Consider the following 18,258-nt stretch of genomic DNA (forward strand, 5'->3'; position numbering starts at 1 on the left):
CGTGTTTACACAAGTATTTTAACGGCTGTGACGGCGTATCCCCTGCCCCGGCAAACGTTCACGATCATGGGGGCGCATAAAGTCTAGCTGTGGGCCTGCCGGTACGATACGCGTCGGGTTGATGGTGTCATGGCTGTAATAGTAGTGGCGTTTAATATGATCCATATTGACGGTTTCTGCTACACCCGGCCACTGGTAAAGCTCGCGCACATAGTTGGAGAGATTCGGATAATCCTCAATGCGCTTAAAGTTGCATTTGAAGTGGCCATAATAAACCGCGTCAAAGCGAATAAGCGTGGTAAAGAGACGAATATCTGCCTCAGTCAGCCACTCTCCTGCTAGGTAGCGATGCTCTGACAGGCGTTTTTCAACGCGCTCCAGCGCCTCAAACAGCGCGGTGACATGCTTCTCATACACTTTCTGTTCGGTGGCAAACCCTGATTTGTAGACGCCGTTGTTAATATGCTCGTAAACGTCGTCGTTCACTTCGTCAATCACGCCACGCAAGTCTTCCGGATAGAAGTCCAGGTCGTTTCCGGTCAACTCATCGAAGGCCACGTTAAAAATACGCAGCAAGTCAGCAGATTCGTTATTAATGATGGCGCTGCGCTGTTTATCCCACAGCACCGGTACCGTTACCCGCCCGGTGTAGGTCGGATCGGTCATGGTATAGAGCTGATGGTGAAACTCAGCGTGATTAATGGGGTCGCCGCTGGCGCCTTCGCTTTGATGATAGGTCCAACCGTTACCCAACATCAGCGGGCTTACGTGGGACGTGCCGATTAGCGGCTCTAGCCCTTTCAGCTTGCGCATAATCAGCGCTCGGTGAGCCCAGGGGCAGGCGAGCGATACATAAAGGTGGTAGCGGTCTGCCTCAGCGGGGTAACTGTCGCCTTGCGCTTCCTCGCTACCGCCTACCCAGTCGCGCAGTTGCGCGGACTCACGTACAAACTCACCGCCATGTTTTTTGGTGTCGTACCACTGATCAACCCACTTACCGTCTACAAGCAGTCCCATGGAGCGTCTCCTATATCGAACGTATCAAAGGTGTGATTGACGTTCAGCATACCCCCCACGGGTTCAGGCTCAAGCGCATGTTTTACGGCTGTTCATTCGAGGGAATCGAACGTTGCTCGCATACCTCTTTAACTGCCCGCTTTAATGCTGCTGCCATCGCATGGGCTGCTGGGCCTGCGCGGTCACGGTCACGGAAGATCAATTGCACCGGCACTTCACGAATGCCCCCTGCGCTTAGCGGCAGCGGTTTCAACTGCCCACTGGCCAGCTCATCGACAATACGAGTTTCCGGTATCCAGGCAAACCCTAGCCCCCGCAGCAGCATATCCAGCGAGGTACTCACATGCCCAACCGTCCAGCGCTGCTCGGCTTTTAACCAGCCTGCGTTGGTAGATTGGCGCAGTGCCGAGTCTCGCACCACTAACTGTCGATGCTGCGCCAAGTCGCGTAAATCCAACGAGCGCCCTAGTTGGTGCAGCGCATGGCGTGGATGCGCGACCGCCACAAAGCGCACATTCACCAGCGGCTCACCCAGAAACCCCTGGGCTTCGATGCCCGAGATGACAAGGTCAGCCCGGCCGTCGTAAAGCATTTCAGTGCCACCGTTAAGCACGCTCTCGTGCAACTGCACACGGACTTGTGGGAAAGTTTCAGAGAAACGCTCCAGCGCTTTCGCCTGAGCTGCGGCGGGAAAAATTTGGTCGATGGCCACCACCACTTCCGCTTCTAACCCTGCAGCTAACCGCGATGCCACATCTTCTAACGACGCGGCGCTCTCTATCAACTGGCGAGCACGGCGAAGCAGAAGCTCCCCCGCTTCGGTTAAGCGAACCTGCCGTCCGACAGGTTCAAGCACCTGAATACCCAACTGCTCTTCTAATTTATGCACCGCATGGTTAAGCGTTGAGGGGCTTTTATGGATCGCCTCTGCCGCCCGTGCGAATCCGCCGTGATCCACCACGGCAGCCAACATCTGCCACTGCGCAAGTGTTACCCGAGACATTTCGATTTCCTCGACGCTTTACAGCGAAATTGTCCGCTTTATCTTCGAAAAAACACCACTAGAATGCCAGGAAATAGCACCGAGTACTTGTTTGTTGACGACATCCGTTTAAATATCAGCCTGCTAAATGAGCCATCCTGTCTAAAAGACACTCAAAATAACGACAAAACACAAAAAATTACAAAACTAATATTAGCGGCTACGCGAGATATACCCCTGACTTAGCCTGCTCATTTGACTTTGGGGCTGCCACTGATTAACCGGGGTTATGGACGTATGAGAGATCTTCTTATCCACTGATTAGACGGTTAAAACCTGCTTTAATTAGACGTACGTTATATTTTGCTGTCACAAGACTTAATTTACCTCTATGGTGAGGTTAGGTACGCCATCGGAAGCAGAGCAATACGTCGACCATTGCTCGTTACCTTTGTTAGCAAACAGCGTTCATGAATTTAAAAGCGTGCCCAATATTTCCGTATTTAGGCGGAAGTATTTTTTGTGTATAGATATACAGTCTGTTCACCCCTAGCTCCATGGGGTATGGTTCCCGAGTTTGCTTACTTTCAAGTTACTTTTTATTTCACGAACTCGGTGGCCCATTTACCCATGTTGCGAATCCTTCATTCGCTGCCCCGCACACATAAATTATTACTGTTACCTGTGGCCACCATGGTCACTGTGCTGGGCGCACAAAAGCTAATCACGACCTATAATGATCTGAACCAACCGCAAACTCCGCTAGAGAGCGTGCTCGTTCCGCTGCCTAGCGATTCTGCACCCGGCGTCCCTTCGCTTCGTCAAGAGCGAACGCCTGTAGCAGAAGCGATCGACCGTGCCTCCCGTGCGCTCGACGCCACCCGCGAAAATATCCCCTTAAGTGAATTAACGGCCTCCGAGATTGTAGATCTCGACCTGATCACCAGCGCTGAAGCTTCGCTCGCCACTGACACACAGCCCATGGCTGAACTGGATGATGGCGCACTACATATGGCGATTGTGGTGGGCACTCTTACAAGCGGCATGCTCAATGTCGACGATTCCGTCGAAATCGCTGATGCCACTTCCTACGAAGATTATGGCGTTGAGCTTTACGACGATGTCTCTTTCCTAGAACTTGAGCTGGCTGCAGAAGAGCCATTTGTGCCTGAGTGGGAAACACACATCGTTGAATCAGGCGAGACGTTTGCCGTTCTAGCGCAAAATGAGCTAGGGCTGGGTTACAGCGAAGTGTTAGCACTGCTGGAAGACCTGCCTGACCCGCGCATGCTCACTCACTGGCGTGCAGGCCACAGCTTTGACTATCAGTTAGATGAAGACGGCCGCCTGCTGGCATTGCGCATGATGAATAACACGCGTGACGGGATACTGCTTGAGCGCGACACAGACCATTATGCGATTACCACCATTGAACGTCAGGGCGAGCCTGTACAGCGCCTTTACGCAGGTAGCGTTAGCGGTAGTTTCGCTCGCTCGGCACAGGCGACCGGCTTAAGCAGCAGTTCAGTGACTGAATTAACCCGCCTGCTGGAAAAGAAGCTGGATTTCCGTCGCGACAGCCGCCGGGGGGATCAGTTTCAGGTCTTAGTTGAGTCCGACATGATCGATGGCGAGACGCTCGACTCACGCGTCTTAGCGGTTAAATACGACGGCGAGCGCATGGATCTCACCGTGGTCCGCAACGCCACCGATGATAACTTCTACACGCCCACCGGCAGCAGCCTAGACCCCGCCTTTGCGCGCCGCCCCTTTGAAGGCAGCTACCGTCTAAGCTCTAACTTCAATCCGCGTCGACTGCATCCGGTCACTGGCCGTGTTAGCCCACATAATGGCACCGACTTTGCGATGCCGATTGGCACACCGATCACCGCCCCGGCCAATGGCCGCGTAGAACGCGTGAGTAACCACCATGCGGCGGGGCGCTATATTGTTGTGCGCCATGATAACGGCTACCGCACTCGCTACCTACACCTCTCCCAGCCGCTGGTCAGCCAGGGCGATCGGGTCACCATGGGCGAGCGAATTGCCCTTTCGGGCAACACTGGTCGCAGCACGGGGCCTCACCTGCACTACGAAGTCATTGTGAACAACACGCCTGTGAACGCGATGACCGTCGAGTTACCGGAAAACACGAGCCTCAGTGGCGACACGCTGGTCGCGTTCCAGCGTCAGGCAGAGCCCATGCTGGCAGCACTTGAAAGCGGCGAAACCGGCACGATCAGTGTCGCGAACTACCAGAGTGAAGATGAGGGTAGCGAGAGCGTTCAGTAACCGCTCTTCTTAACCGCCTTCACGTAAAAAACCGCCTCACATTGAGGCGGCTTTTTTGTCTCTGCTTGCGTGTTCCGAAGCGTCATATCCGATCATTCACCGCGAGGTTACGCGGTACCCGTTGAGAGCGCGGCGAGCAGGGCCGCATCGCGGCGGTAAATGTCTTCTCTGAAGACAACGTCTCCCTCGCTATCAGGCCAGGCGGTCAAATAATGGAGCGCTACAGGAATGCGCGTCGGCAAGTTAATGTTGCGGTCGCTACCGCCACTATTGAGCAACGCACTCAGTTGATAGCGGCTACCGCTGTCCTGCAGCAGCAGCTGCGCAAACTCCGTGACGCCCTCCACCCGAACGCAGCCTGAGCTTAGTGCCCTTTGGTCGCGCTGAAACAGCCCTTTGGCCGGGGTATCGTGTAGGTAGATCATATCGTTATTAGGAAAGCGAACGACCACACGCCCCAAGGGATTGCTGCTGCCCGCTACCTGACGAAGCATCACCCCACCAGGGCGCTGCCAATCAATCGTTTCAGCATCAAGCGTTTCACCGGATAGGCTGACGACCTGAATATTCTGGCGCGTCAGATAGTCGACATCCTGGCGCACCCGTGGCAACACGTCTTCACGCATGATCGTGGGCGGAATTGTCCAGCTCGGGTTGATCGTTAAATGACTGATAGAGGAGTGAATAATCGGCGTTTCACGGCTTGGGGAACCTACAACTACACGGGTACCCCAGCGCTCACCGTTAGGACGAATATAGTGCAAGCGGAAACCTGCGATATCGACCCAAACGGACGGCTCCCGCTGCTGCGAAGGCCTAATCCACCGGGCCCGCTCCAAATTCACTCGTAGTTGATCAACCCGCGCCGCCACCGGCATATTCAGCGCCAGCCGCGTGCGCTCGCCTACCACCCCATCTTCTTGTAACTGATGGCGCCGCTGAAAACGCATTACCGCCCGCTCGACCTCACGATCAAAAGTGCGCCGATCTCCGCTGGCTGATAGCGCCCCGATCATGGGGTAAGCACTGCTATCTGCTGCCAACAGGTTGGGCTCCCCCCACAGCGTTAAACGCTGGCGAAGCGTTTGTACATCATCCCCACTATCACCAGGTCGCAGCGACTCATCACGCCCGGCCAAGTATGGCACGCTGCCCTGCTCTGCTAATCGACGATAGTGGGCCAGCGCTTCGCGCAGTTGGGCATATTCAGCAGATGCAGGGCGAGCCACCGTTAGCGCCTTTTGTACATCGCCCTCCTCCACTGCTTGCACCACTCTTGGTAATGCGTAGCTGCGCTCAGGGCGAGGCAGATCCCAGTCTGGCTCAACGTCTTTTGGATTTACTTTACCGAGAGATAGGTGATCAAGCGCTAGCAGCAGCGAACGCGTGGCGCGTACATCGAAGTCCGCCTTCGCCTGGTCATCTAGCTGCTGGCTAAGCTGGAAATCCTCCATCAGCGACGCCGCTTGATAATCGGAAGGGGTTAACCCGTCCTCCACTAGGCTATTCAGAGCGCCTATCAACGCTTCAACACGTGCACTGCTCTGCCAAGCGGGCTCACCGTGCCGCAATTCGTAAAACGTGGCGACAGGCAACGTCTCTCCACGCTGTTGAATACGCAGCGCCAGTGCTTGCTGCACGGCTGTGCTAGCAGGCTCGTTTGCGGTGACCAGTAGCGGGCAGGTCAGCGTTAGACTGAGCGCTGCCCCTATCGCCCATCGTCTTAGTGGCTGATTGTCGTTCATCGCCTCTCCTTGCGTTACTATGCAGCGTTGTAATGTGGCTTCACTCTTTTTGCTTAACGTCGTTTCAGTGTTCCCGTACCGAAACGCGTTTTTTTATCATAGCCGCTTACGTTTATTCGTGATGACTCTATGTAATGACTCTTTTAGTCACTCTAGGCAGGATTACGCCCCATGCTTTTTCGCGCACGCATGACTACTGTACTGTTTTCTTTACCCATCGTATTGTTTTCTTATCCGCTTCAAGCCGCTAGTTTTTTCTCCCAGGTGGCGGCCGCCCCGCCTACGGGGATTTCCCCCCTACACCACCAGCTTCTGCAGTTAGCACCAGGAGCAACTCCGCAAGCACTGCGTCTTGCTGCCCAGGCACTCAGCTGCGCAGACCCTTCCGCCGAGCGACTGGCGGTGATTGATTACTCGCTTCCTTCAACAGAGCCGCGCATGTGGGTGTTTGATCTTCACCAACATAAGCTGCTGTTTGAGGAACTGGTGTCGCACGGACAAGGCTCTGGCGATGCGATGGCCGAAGCGTTTTCCAATACGCCTGACAGCCACCAATCCAGCATTGGCCTGTTTCGAACCATGAACAGCTACTATGGCCGCAATGGCTATTCGCTGCGCCTGGACGGGCTAGAGCAAGACGTCAATGACTTAGCGTTTGAACGCGCGATAGTGATTCATGGGGCCGACTATGTCAGCGATGACTTTATCGCCCAAACCGGCCGCCTTGGCCGCAGTCATGGCTGCCCCGCCGTACGTGAAGACATTACCTACCCATTGATCGATAGCCTCAAAGAGGACCAGTATGTGTTTGCCTACTATCCCGATGAGGAGTGGCTGGCAACCTCTGCTTATCTACGCTGCCCCGGCGCTTCGCCGATGCACGTAGCTCAAATGGAATACGCTCCGATGAAATAAAGCAGCCACACGGTATGGCGGCGCTCCTTTTCTCTAGCAGCAACAGACTGATTTTCATCAACTAGCGCTACTCTTCCAAGGCAAGCATAGAAACTTTCTGCAATACTTTCCGACAAAACATCACAAAGCACTTTGCCACTGAAGGTATCCGCCATGTTTGCCTTTATTCATCCCTATCAAACGATTCGTCGTTTAGAGCTACAAATCGCTGAGCTGCTCTCTCAGTTGGCTGAGGAAAAACGCGCTCATGGCTGCCGCACCATCAGCCTCATGACGCCGATAGAGTCGATCAGTATGCTCCAGGCCAAAGGCTCGGATATGCTCAATTCACTCAGCGCCGGTGCAGAACAGCATGCCGAGCAGCTCGCCAGTGAACGGGCCACGTTAGCGGATCTTTTCACGCGCTTGCATCACGCGGAAAAAGTGGCTCAAAGCATCCACCAACACGTCCAGCGTCATCAGCAGGCCGATACCCATTACGCGGCACCCCTCGCCTGTGACAAAGCGCTGAGTGAGTTGCGCCATGTCAGCGTTGAACTCGCTCGCACGGCGGGGCATACCAGAGCGCTTGCGATGAGCACGGCCCTTGAAGCCGCGCACTCCCATGAAGAGCCCTCTGGCTTATCGGCGGTGGTGCAAGATATCCAGCATCTGGCGGATCATACCCAGCAACTGGGCCAACAGTTGGAGCACTGGGTAGAGCAAACGGCGTCATTATTAAAAGAGGATGCCCGTGTACTGGCCCATCAGCGCGCAACGGCTTCTGCGCTAGCCAGCGCCGCCCAAGAAGCGGAGCAGGTGATTGAGCAACTCACCGATCAGGCCAGGCATATGTACAAGGTGATTCATCACAGCACCACAACGGCGTGTTTACATGCAACCAAGCTGGAACACGCCGTGTGGAAAAGCCGCCTCTATCATCAGTTGCTGTCGGCCTCGCTGGATGAGCCGTTAACGGATCATCAACATTGCACACTTGGCCGATGGTATTTAACGGGAGAAGGGCTGCGTTATAAACAGAGCGATGCCTACCGAGCGCTTGCCGTGCCGCACCGTCGCTTTCATGAGAGTGGGCTTGATGCCCTGCGCTACGCACGCCAGGGTGATCATACCGGCCAACTAGCTTCTTTAGCGCTGATGGAAGAGGCCAGCGTCGCGCTCGCCAAGCAGTTGGATCGCTTAGTGGAGCACGCGGTGTATGACATTCCGCTGCCCCACACGCGGTCTTCACCGCTGGCAGACGCCCCTTAAAACAGACGAGATCACGCCATACCTTCCGTAATGCGCTATTTATGCCATGCTAAAGGCACTTAAAACGTAGACGGTAGGGATAATCATGGCACCGGTAAAAAAGCTAGACCTCGCGCTACAGGGCGGCGGTGCCCACGGTGCGTATACGTGGGGGGTCATTGACCGCCTTTTAGAAGATGACCGCATCGAGATTGAGGGCATCAGCGGCACAAGTGCCGGTGCGATGAACGGCGTTGTAGTGGCCGATGCTCTCACGCGAGGCGGTAAACAAGCTGCCCGTAAAGCGCTGCATAATTTCTGGCAGGCAGTGAGCCGCGCGGGGATGGCAAGCCCTATCCGCCGCTCACCGATGGATGTGCTCACCGGCAACTGGAGCTTGGACCACTCTCCGGGCTATATCGCCATGGACTTGATGACCCGGCTGGTGTCGCCTTATCAGCTTAACCCCCTCAATTTGAATCCTTTACGCGATATTGTCGCCGCCCACATCGACTTTGAGCGCGTTCGCCAATGCGATCAGCTTAAGCTGTTTGTGGCGGCCACCAACGTGCGTACCGGTAAACAGCGTGTGTTTCGCCGTGAAGAGATGAGCGTGGATGCCGTGATGGCGTCAGCCTGCCTGCCGTTTATGTTCCAAGCGGTGGAAATCGATGGCGAAGCCTATTGGGATGGGGGCTATATGGGTAACCCGGCTCTTTTCCCGTTGATGGAAGAGTGCAGCGCTCGGGATATTCTGCTGGTGCAAATTAACCCCATCAGCCGCGAGGAGCTTCCCACCTCTGCATCGGCCATTATGAACCGCCTCAACGAAATCACCTTTAACGCCGCGCTAATTAAAGAAGTGCGTATGATTGCGCTGCTAAAACACGCCTTGGAAGAGCAAGGGATTGAGAACTGCTACCAACAGGCGCTGTTTCATCGTATTAGCGGCGACCAAGCCCTCGATAGTTTATCGGTCTCGAGTAAGCTCAACTCCGAGTGGCCGTTTCTGTGCCACCTATTTGACCAGGGCCGAGAAGCGGCCGAGCAGTGGCTGTTAGCCCACTTTGATGCCATTGGTGAACACTCCACCTTGGATATCGACGCGGTCTACCTCCACGAGTAACGCCCCCTCTCGCGCAGTGCCCCAACTTAGCGCACGCTTATCGCACGCTGCCCAGGCAGAGTGCGATGCTCGCCCATTGCAAGCTAAACGGTAAAATTCTACGGCATTAAAAAAATCCTAACCTACTGTTTTAAGTAATTTAAAATATCAATGGCGGAGTATTTGCTTATTTTTTAACAATGGTGATAGGCGTGGACCAGGCCCATGAGGGTACGAGTGCGTCGAACCTGACCTTCAACGATGAAGGCACGTTCTCGTAATTGCACAGCGTCTGACGCGCTGTGTCTCGACAAACTCGTTCGATGCTTTTGTGAGGCCACCCATGGATATTCGCAACAAAGCCAACCGTATTCGGTTGCTCAATTTCTCTACGCCGCAAATGCGTGCGTTTCATCTCTCCTGGTTTGCATTTCATATCTGCTTTTTCGGCTGGTTTGGCATCGCCCCGCTTATGGCAGTAGTGCGGGAAGACCTCGCCCTGACCCAAATCCAAATCGGCAACACGATCATTGCTTCAGTGGCCATTACCGTGATCGTGCGCCTGCTGATTGGCGTGCTATGTGACCGCATTGGCCCGCGCAAAACCTACACTGGGTTGCTAGTACTGGGGTCTATTCCCGTGATGGGCATTGGCTTAGCCGATAGTTTTGAAACGTTTTTATTGGCACGCCTGGCCATTGGCGCTATTGGCGCGTCGTTTGTGATTACCCAATACCACACCACCATGATGTTTGCGCCTAACGTGGTCGGCACCGCCAACGCCACCAGCGCGGGCTGGGGCAACCTTGGGGGCGGCACCACTCAAATCGTCATGCCGCTGATTTTTGCCGGGATGCTGATGCTCGGCGTCAACGAAGCGCTTGGCTGGCGTCTGGCCATGGTAGTACCGGGCATTGTGCTGTTCTTTACCGGCATCGCTTACTGGCTGTTCACCCAAGATGCCCCTAATGGCAACTTCAGCGAGCTGCGCGCCCGCGGTGAACTGCCGCCCGCTACCGGAGAGCACGGTGCTGCCCAAAGCTTTTTGGCAGCCGCGAAGGATATCCGCGTGTGGGCACTGTTTGTGGTGTACGGGCTGTGTTTTGGCGTCGAACTAACCATTAACAACATTGCCGCGATCTACTTTTTTGATAAGTTTGACCTTACGCTTGCCACGGCTGGTTTGATTGCGGGACTGTTTGGCTTGATGAACATTTTCGCCCGCACTTTGGGCGGCGTATTCTCTGACCTATTTGCCAAACAGGGCGGGCTTAAAGGACGCGTGCGCTGGCTCTTTACCGCTCTGGTATGTGAAGGCATTGCGCTTGTCGCTTTCTCCCAAATGCACGTTCTCAGCTTAGCGATTGGTATCATGCTGGTGTTTAGCTTATTCGTTCAAATGGCCGAAGGGGCCACTTTTGGCGTGGTGCCCTTTATCAACAAGAAAGCGTTAGGGGCAGTCGCTGGTATTGTGGGCGCTGGCGGTAACGTGGGCGCCGTCTCAGCGGCCTTCCTATTTCGCAGCGAAAACCTCAGCTATCAGCAAGGCCTTTTTTACTTGGGCTTAACTGTTCTGGTACTCGCCTCTTGCGTGTTGCTTGTTCGCTTCAGTGATGCCACCGAAGCCGAGGAAGCTAACGCATACCGTGAAGCCGTGGGCGACGACACAGGAGCAGGCGCGCTCTCATTACGCTAATATTAATTAACACCGCCCCCGCATGCGCGTCGCTGTGGGGGCTTTCACTTTTGGCGGCGAGTAATAAGGAAATCTCTATGTCTTCTGCTCAACAGCTGCTCTTCACCGCCCTGCGCTGCGACATTGATAATCTTCACCATTTAGCGACCACGGCAGATATCGTCAGCGATATCAGCCAGTTTATTCACGTGCTGCAACGTGAACGGGGAGCCTCGACCATTTACTTGGCCTCTAAAGGCAAACGCTTTAAAACCCGACGCATCACCTACCTTCAACATAGCCAAACAGCCGAAGCCTCCATGCGCCAGCGCTTGGAAGCACTGAGCCAAGAGGCACGCCCGCAGGCAACCGCACGCTTACTGCGCCGCATTGCCGCCGTGTGGCTGGCATTGGATGAGCTAAGCGTACTACGCCAGGCCATCGACACGTTTGATATCTCACCAGATGCGGCGACTCAGGCGTTTAACCACTTAATTAGCTGCTTATTAGCGATTGTTTTCGAAGCCGCCGACACGGCGGTCGACCCAGATATTACCCGTGCCCTTGTGGCTATTTTTCACCTGATGCAAGGCAAAGAGCTCGCTGGGCAAGAGCGCGCCTGCGGAGCCTTCGGCTTTACGCTGGGCCACTTTGATCAAGCGCACCGTACGCTGCTCAATCAGCTGGTTGATACCCAGCAGCGCTGCTTTAACACCTTTGCAGAATTTGCCACCCCTGAAGCTTTGTTTGCTTGGCATCAATCGCTGTCACCCCGGACATTGGCAGGTATCTGCCAACTGCGTGATATTGCCTGCCAGCGCTCGCACCACCAAACTGCCTCAGGCAATACGCTGGGCGAAACCTGGTATGAACTCACGACCCTGCGCATTGATACGATTAAAACAGTGGAAGACACGCTGAATACCCAATTAACGGCCCTTTGCCACCAAAAAATAGCCCAGGCACAGGCTGCGTTAGAACAGGCCAAGGCCACACCGGAAAAACCGTTACCCGCGCCCTGCGAACAGTTATTAGCCCTCACACCCTCACAGCCGCTCGGGGATTTAACCGCTAGCGCGCTCAACTCCCCGCTTAGCCGCTCGCTGCTTGAGCTTACCCATGCGCAATCTAGCCGCTTGCAAGGTTTAAGCGATGAACTTGAAAACACGCGAAAAGCGCTGCGTGAACGCAAGCTGATTGAGCGAGCAAAAGGGTTAATCATGGCTCACCAATCCATGAGTGAGGAGGAGGCCTACCGCTTTCTACGTAAAACCTCGATGGATCAAAGCAAAAGCATGGCCGATATGGCGCAGTCGATTCTTGACCTCTCGGCCATGCTGCAACGAAAAGACGAAAAACAGCAGCACTGAGCCCAATTTGCAACCTTATTAGGTTTTAGCCATGCTGAAAGCACCATAAGTAATGAGCAAGGAGAGCCCACCATGCATGACCGCGTTCTACTAATTACCGGTGCTTCTAGCGGCATTGGGGCCGCCACCGCGCGCGCAGCGGCCCGCGAAGGCTACAAACTAATACTCGCCGCGCGCTCTGCCGATAAGCTGACATCGCTTGCTCAGGAGCTTGGTCCAGAAAACGTTCTTACCTGCGAAGTAGACGTCACCGAGCTCAGCCAGCAGAAAGCGATGGTTGAACATGCGCTTGAGACATTTGGCCGTATTGATGCGGTCTTTGCTAACGCAGGGCGGGGAGGCTCGCCGGGTGGTTTTAGCAGCGCTGATCACGATGCGTGGCGGGAGATGATTCTTACCAATATCTACGGCGTTGGCCTTACGCTGCAAGCCTGCCTCCCAGAGCTAAAACGTCGCCAAGGACATGTATTGCTGACAGGCTCTGCTGCTGGCCGCACAACCATTCCAGGCTCTATGTATAGCGCCACTAAGTGGGCAGTGACGGGCATTGGCTATAACCTTCGCGAAGAGTTACGCGGCACCGGTATGCGAGTCACGCTGATTGAGCCTGGCATGGTCGACACGCCCTTCTTTGATGAACCGCCCGAGTACGCTTTGGAAGATCGCGATATCGCTAACGCAGTTGTCTATGCGCTATCACAGCCACCGCATGTGGATGTGAACGAAATTCTGATACGCCCGACGCCTCCCAAAGAGTAACTTCGCACTATCCACGGCTTGCATTTGCTCGACACTGCCCGCATAAACGCAGCATTATGAAGCGTGCTAACAATATAGCGCGCCGCCCATGCATGTTTATCAGGTGATTTATGAGCCAACTTGCGACGACCGCCCTCTCTGTACTGGACCTTGCGCCCATCCGCCAAGGCGGTAGTGCTGCTGAAACGTTTCGTGACAGCGTCTCGTTAGCACAACACGCAGAGTCACTGGGTTACCAGCGCTACTGGTTAGCCGAGCATCACAACATTGCCGGCATTGCCAGCGCGGCAACGTCCGTACTGATTGGCCATGTGGCCGGTCAAACGTCCACGATTCGTGTAGGTAGCGGCGGTATTATGCTGCCCAACCACCCACCGCTGGTGATTGCAGAACAGTTTGGCACGCTGGAAACCCTCTACCCAGGCCGCATTGATCTTGGCCTTGGGCGTGCACCTGGCTCTGATGGCGCCACGATGCGCGCTATGCGCCGCCATGCCCACGCCGGGGTCGATGATTTCCCAGAACTGTTAGCAGAGCTGCGCCAATATTTAGATGACGCAGATCCGCGCCAAACTGTAAAAGCCGTACCAGGCCAAGGCACCCATGTACCTATTTGGCTACTAGGCTCCAGCGGCTACAGTGCACAGCTAGCCGCTAAACTGGGTCTACCCTTTGCGTTTGCTGCTCAGTTCGCGCCTGGCTACCTATACGAAGCATTACGCCTATACCGTGATAACTTCCGGCCATCCGAGCACTTAAAGAGCCCTTATGCCATGGTGGGGATGCCCGTGATGGCGGCCGAAAGTGATGAGATGGCACACTATTTAGCCAGTACCGCACAGCAGAAATTCTTGAACCTGATTCGCGGCAAACCTACCCAGTCACTGCCACCTACAGATACGTTGGACTGGTCACCCATGGAGCGCGCCCAGGTAGAACAGTTTTTGGGTGCCGCTATTATTGGCGGCCCAGAAACGGTGAAGGCACAGTTAGAGGAGTTTCAAGCGCGTACAGGTGCCAACGAGCTCATGATTAATAGCGACTTTTATAGCCACGCGGATCGGCTGCGCAGCTATGAGATCGTCGCACAAGCCGCTCGTTAAGCCCCCTCCTTACCCTTTCGCGATAAGAAAGGCACCTGCCGCTACCATCAGCGAGCCTGCGGTACGGTTGGTGCCCTTTTGAGCACGCTCTGATTGAAAGAAGCGACGGGCCGATGAAGCGAACGAAGCCACTAGCATTAAGCCCATCATCAACCCCACCAGTGTTAAGCCCACTACAAGGAACATATCACTGCGATTGAGCACGGTGAGATCTATAAAGGTCGGTAAAAACGCGATATAGAACAGAATCACTTTTGGGTTAGAGGCTGAGATCAAGAAGCCCTGGATAAAGCCTTTGAGCGCATCCTTTGATAATCCGCCGCCACCCTGCTGGATAGGCGCTAGCGTGTAATCTGAGACCTCAGCCGTCCACATTTTCCACCCTAAATAAAACAGGTAGGCCGCCCCCGCGTAGCGCAGCAGCGTAAAGGCTTCTCCCCAATTTTCCGCCAGTGCCGCTAGGCCATAGAACGCTAGCAAAAGGTAAATCACATCACTGGCCGTCATACCCAGCGCCAGTGGAATGCAAGGGCGAGTGCCTGCCGACATCCCTTTTGCTAAGAGGGCAAAAATGCCTGGACCAGGTGTCACCGCAAAGACAAAGATGGCAAAGAAATAGGTAACAGCACTCTCGATGGTCATGGCCGGGCTCTCTAGATCATCCGTTTAGTAAATCGGCAATGATGCCGACTGCCTTAAGCCGCATCAGAATATGCTAACGTAGCGTATGTCTTCATAAACGGAAAAGACCGCATGCCCACCCTTCAGTTTTCACCGATGACAGCAGAAGAATTCGCGCTTTTCTGGCCGACGTTTCAAACTATTGTAGCCGCCCAGGAAACCTACGCGATAGACCCCAACATTACCTATGACGATGCTTTTTCACTGTGGTGTAAGACACCACTACAGAGCTTAGCGGTGAAAGATGAACAAGGGCAGTTGCTGGGCAGCTACTACTTAAAAGCCAACGCTGCCGGCCCCGGCAGCCATGTATGTAACTGCGGCTATATGGTAACGCCAAAGGCACGTGGCAAAGGGGTCGCGCGGGCCATGTGCGAGCACTCACAGGAGCAAGCACGCCAACATGGTTTTAAAGCGATGCAGTTCAATGCGGTAGTCGCCAGCAACCAAGTCGCTGTCGCGCTATGGAAGCGGCTTGGCTTTAGCGTTGTCGGAACGGTACCTAATGCGTACCGACACGCTTCGCTTGGTGAAATAGGCACTCACGTGATGTACAAGTCGCTCGTTCATCATTAAGCAGCAGGATTCTTTTCATCGGCAGGCCCTTGGCTTGCCGAGTATCCTGAATTCAAACATTAAGCGCAGCACAGCTGCAGCAAGCAAGCCAAATTTCGCTGGCCGTTCAGCAAACGTTTAATACGGCCTACTCTGCTCCATTAGCAGCGACTCCTTCTTCTCGGCTATCAGCCACTCCCGAGTGGGAAGCCTTTTGATACGGCCATGTATTACGCCAGGTATTTAAAACACAGCTAAAAGGCTGCTGACAAAGCGCTACAATGATTAGCGCTTTGAGTTTAATATTTATTAGGCTTTAACAGCCGGCATACCGTAATCATTGGGATTTACAACGCCTTCTAGCTTACCTATCTGAAGCATGTCCTGCTTATTCATAGCAGTGTTGATATTAGCATCTGGAAATCTTAAATTCTTGACAACCTGAACCTGTGCGGGCATTCCCTTTCCATCAATATCCATTATCCACGCAAGGAAACCACCTGAAAACTTAACTAAGCTACCTATCGGATAAAGTCCGTACACTTTTATATACTCAACCACGACCGTTTTATCATAACTCATATCAGCATCGTAAATAATACGATAGGCATCTAGCGGCGCTCTTGCCGGCATTCCATTACGCCCATTAATCAATATATTAATAGCTTTAATCACCATCACGAGGCGGATGACCTCTGACAACTCACCTTCCCATTTATTATGTGGATATCCGGAGCCATCTAGGCGCTCATTAGCATTTTCAATAACATCTTGGCAAACAGGGCTAGGCACCCAGCCAATCATTTCCAACTTGCCTAACAGGGCGTTCACATGGCCTTTTAAAATTGCTTTTTGAGGAGGGCTCATATTAATTTTCAATGACGGCAACTGCGTGCTAATCAACAGCGGCTTTCCCATCGTATGTAGTAAAGAGCCCAACATCGCTTCACAAACTTTTGGGTCGTAAGGATCTCTTGCTAACATCATGTCTGCTAGCTGACAAGCCACTTGCACTGCATGCCTAACCCACTCAGACTCACTTCTTAAATAAGATAATGCATACAGTAATGCTTTCCGATCTTGCCTGACGAGATACAGCAATGTATCAACACAATCGTAAAAAACGCTACTAGGAAAGGCCTCATGCGTTTTAATATACATATAGCCAATCTGTAGCTGATGAGCGACATCGATCACACCTTTTTCCATAGGCGTTTGACGGGAGCGCTTTCCGCTCTCATAAGCTTCACGCTGCAAAATCTTTTTCCCTTTTGCGCCTGGAATAAATAGTGCGGAATGGTAATCCATTTTTTCATTCACTCCAGTACGGTAAGCAGCCTCATGTTCAGACTCAGTCACATATTTAAATATCGCTTCTGATTGCGCCGGGGATAAACAAATAAATTGCAGACCTATCGCGGCGTAGCCATGATGCCCGAAGGGGCGAATATGGCGGATGGCACCTTCGGCATAGAAACTCTCCCCATTAGGAAACTCAAGGGTGATGCCTGGAATTTTCTGATTAACACTCAGCGAAATGCTATCAGATAAATCAATATCAATGAGACAGCCACCCATCGATAAATTCCGTACTCGCCCCGTGATAGTCAATTCATGGGTATACACCTCAAGGCTAACACGGGCATGCATACCTAAAATAAAGGGTATACGCATTGCTCCCCTATCATCAATTACAAAAATAGATTCTGGCAACTGACACTCAAATTGATAATTAGTGCAGTCAGTTTTTAAAATCTTAGCTGTTATATTATCAAGCCCGTAGGCTTCCCTCTCAAAGGCGTGGTGTCCTTTTACTGTTTCAATATCGATACTGATATTCCCTCTCGTTAGATAAGCATCGATGTTAACCCCTGCGTATTCGGCATCTAACACTAAACGCCCTGTAGATAGATCCAACTCTGACGCTTCTGCTATGAGCGGAGTCGGCATATTATCTGCGTAAATTGACAGCTCGTGAGCGTGCTGAAGCAGTGAGCGAACCACCTTAGCAGAAGGCAGCTCGTAGTTGTTATTTGACATCATGATATTTAACCTCTTTTTCAAAATGCAATTACTTCTATATATCTAAACCATTACAACTGTTACACACTCTCACCTCACCTTGTTGGGCAATACCATTTGCACACCCATGGCTAAAGAAATTAAGCCCCCCAAAATCTATTTACTCACCAGCATCTAGCAACCACTTTTGGATAAAATCCTCTTCCGAAAGCGGCTTACCATAAAAACACCCTTGAGCACTATCACATACCATACCGAGTATCACAATAGCTTACTTTTCGGTTTCCACGCCTTCAGCAAGCGTATACATTCCAAGGTTTCTACCCATAGCAATGATCGGTTCCACTAATGTGAAAGCCTTATCATCACAAAGCATATTCTGTATAAAAGACATATCAACCTTAAGCTTATTAACTGAAAAACGGTTCAAATAAGAAAGTGCTGAATAGCCCGTACCGAAGTCATCAACCGCCAAACTAAGCTCATGCTCATTGAGCAGCCTAGTGATATTAACCACCTACTCTGGGTCATCCACAAACCCACTTTCCGTTAATTCGATGTATATTTTTCTTGAATTAACTCCATATTGCCGATATTTTTCCAGTAGGCGTTGAGCAAGCTAAATATTCTCAAACTGCTTTGAAACTACGTTAATAGCCACGGTAGATTGAAGAGCTTAGAGTATCGCTAATTAATATGACGTTATTCAGCAACACTTTCATCTAAAAGCATTAATTCATTGCTGTCATCTTGCATATTGAGCAGGTTTCTTATTTTTGACAGAGAGTTGGCTTCTGCTTGGTTGGT

At 52.8% G+C, this 18,258-nt stretch carries 16 protein-coding genes; 9 read left to right on the plus strand and 7 right to left on the minus strand.

The genetic code is table 11. The features are described 5' to 3' along the window. Window positions 1-18 precede the first annotated feature (18 nt). Both R0J87_RS16830 and R0J87_RS16835 read right to left on the minus strand, forming a co-directional pair. Window positions 19-1,017 carry a glutathione S-transferase family protein gene (locus R0J87_RS16830; RefSeq protein WP_498887626.1) on the minus strand — a complete coding sequence of 333 codons (999 nt, stop codon included), beginning with the start codon at window positions 1,015-1,017 and terminating at the stop codon, window positions 19-21. A gap of 82 nt (window positions 1,018-1,099) precedes the next feature. Further along, the gene (locus R0J87_RS16835; RefSeq protein ID WP_404345008.1) at window positions 1,100-2,020 is read right to left on the minus strand and encodes a LysR family transcriptional regulator; all 921 of its coding nucleotides are present in this window, start codon (window positions 2,018-2,020) and stop codon (window positions 1,100-1,102) included. A gap of 609 nt (window positions 2,021-2,629) precedes the next feature. Here R0J87_RS16835 and R0J87_RS16840 point away from each other — a divergent pair. Next, window positions 2,630-4,291 (plus strand): peptidoglycan DD-metalloendopeptidase family protein, encoded by a 1,662-nt coding sequence (locus tag R0J87_RS16840; RefSeq protein WP_498887627.1) that lies wholly within the window; start codon window positions 2,630-2,632, stop codon window positions 4,289-4,291. A 107-nt stretch (window positions 4,292-4,398) separates the two neighbouring features. Here the strand turns inward: R0J87_RS16840 and R0J87_RS16845 are convergent, their stop codons facing one another. Next, on the minus strand, window positions 4,399-6,036 hold the full coding sequence (locus R0J87_RS16845) for a L,D-transpeptidase family protein (protein WP_498887628.1): 1,638 nt from the start codon (window positions 6,034-6,036) through the stop codon (window positions 4,399-4,401). 171 nt (window positions 6,037-6,207) lie between these two features. On the opposite strand from R0J87_RS16845, the gene R0J87_RS16850 reads away from it, so the two are divergent. Then, window positions 6,208-6,951 carry a murein L,D-transpeptidase catalytic domain family protein gene (locus tag R0J87_RS16850; RefSeq protein WP_498887630.1) on the plus strand — a complete coding sequence of 248 codons (744 nt, stop codon included), beginning with the start codon at window positions 6,208-6,210 and terminating at the stop codon, window positions 6,949-6,951. Here the strand turns inward: R0J87_RS16850 and R0J87_RS16855 are convergent. Beyond that, a complete protein-coding gene (locus R0J87_RS16855) occupies window positions 6,924-7,106 on the minus strand; it encodes a hypothetical protein (RefSeq protein WP_498887631.1) in 183 nt (60 codons plus the stop codon). The genes R0J87_RS16850 and R0J87_RS16855 overlap by 28 nt on opposite strands. Here R0J87_RS16855 and R0J87_RS16860 point away from each other — a divergent pair. The 6 genes from R0J87_RS16860 (at window position 7,105) to R0J87_RS16885 (ending at window position 14,193) form a co-directional block, all read left to right on the plus strand. Further along, complete coding sequence (locus R0J87_RS16860) at window positions 7,105-8,202, plus strand: CZB domain-containing protein (protein WP_498887633.1); 1,098 nt, start codon at window positions 7,105-7,107, stop codon at window positions 8,200-8,202. The genes R0J87_RS16855 and R0J87_RS16860 overlap by 2 nt on opposite strands. An 85-nt stretch (window positions 8,203-8,287) precedes the next feature. Then, window positions 8,288-9,307 (plus strand): patatin-like phospholipase family protein, encoded by a 1,020-nt coding sequence (locus R0J87_RS16865; RefSeq protein ID WP_498887635.1) that lies wholly within the window; start codon window positions 8,288-8,290, stop codon window positions 9,305-9,307. A gap of 322 nt (window positions 9,308-9,629) precedes the next feature. Next, window positions 9,630-10,982 (plus strand): MFS transporter, encoded by a 1,353-nt coding sequence (locus tag R0J87_RS16870; RefSeq protein ID WP_498887636.1) that lies wholly within the window; start codon window positions 9,630-9,632, stop codon window positions 10,980-10,982. A gap of 77 nt (window positions 10,983-11,059) precedes the next feature. Next, window positions 11,060-12,331 carry a nitrate- and nitrite sensing domain-containing protein gene (locus R0J87_RS16875; protein WP_498887638.1) on the plus strand — a complete coding sequence of 424 codons (1,272 nt, stop codon included), beginning with the start codon at window positions 11,060-11,062 and terminating at the stop codon, window positions 12,329-12,331. Between the two features lie 72 nt (window positions 12,332-12,403). After that, window positions 12,404-13,090, plus strand: coding sequence for an SDR family oxidoreductase (locus tag R0J87_RS16880; RefSeq protein ID WP_404344999.1), 687 nt, complete (start codon window positions 12,404-12,406; stop codon window positions 13,088-13,090). Window positions 13,091-13,200: 110 nt separating this feature from the next. Further along, window positions 13,201-14,193: an LLM class flavin-dependent oxidoreductase gene (locus R0J87_RS16885; protein WP_404344998.1), complete on the plus strand. Its 993-nt coding sequence runs from the start codon at window positions 13,201-13,203 to the stop codon at window positions 14,191-14,193. A gap of 9 nt (window positions 14,194-14,202) precedes the next feature. Here R0J87_RS16885 and R0J87_RS16890 read toward each other — a convergent pair whose 3' ends face one another. Continuing rightward, window positions 14,203-14,835 carry a LysE family translocator gene (locus R0J87_RS16890; protein WP_404344997.1) on the minus strand — a complete coding sequence of 211 codons (633 nt, stop codon included), beginning with the start codon at window positions 14,833-14,835 and terminating at the stop codon, window positions 14,203-14,205. Window positions 14,836-14,946: 111 nt separating this feature from the next. Between R0J87_RS16890 and R0J87_RS16895 the strand changes: the two genes are divergently transcribed. Further along, entirely contained in the window at window positions 14,947-15,450 is a 504-nt protein-coding gene (locus R0J87_RS16895; RefSeq protein ID WP_498887640.1) for a GNAT family N-acetyltransferase, read from the plus strand. Window positions 15,451-15,738: 288 nt separating this feature from the next. Here the strand turns inward: R0J87_RS16895 and R0J87_RS16900 are convergent, their stop codons facing one another. Then, window positions 15,739-17,472 (minus strand): PilZ domain-containing protein, encoded by a 1,734-nt coding sequence (locus R0J87_RS16900; protein WP_498887642.1) that lies wholly within the window; start codon window positions 17,470-17,472, stop codon window positions 15,739-15,741. Window positions 17,473-17,722: 250 nt separating this feature from the next. Then, on the minus strand, window positions 17,723-17,968 hold the full coding sequence (locus R0J87_RS16905; RefSeq protein ID WP_498887644.1) for an EAL domain-containing protein: 246 nt from the start codon (window positions 17,966-17,968) through the stop codon (window positions 17,723-17,725). Window positions 17,969-18,258: the final 290 nt, after the last annotated feature.

The sequence above is a fragment of the Halomonas sp. SIMBA_159 genome (assembly GCF_046536035.1).
Lineage (GTDB): Bacteria > Pseudomonadota > Gammaproteobacteria > Pseudomonadales > Halomonadaceae > Vreelandella > Vreelandella venusta_A.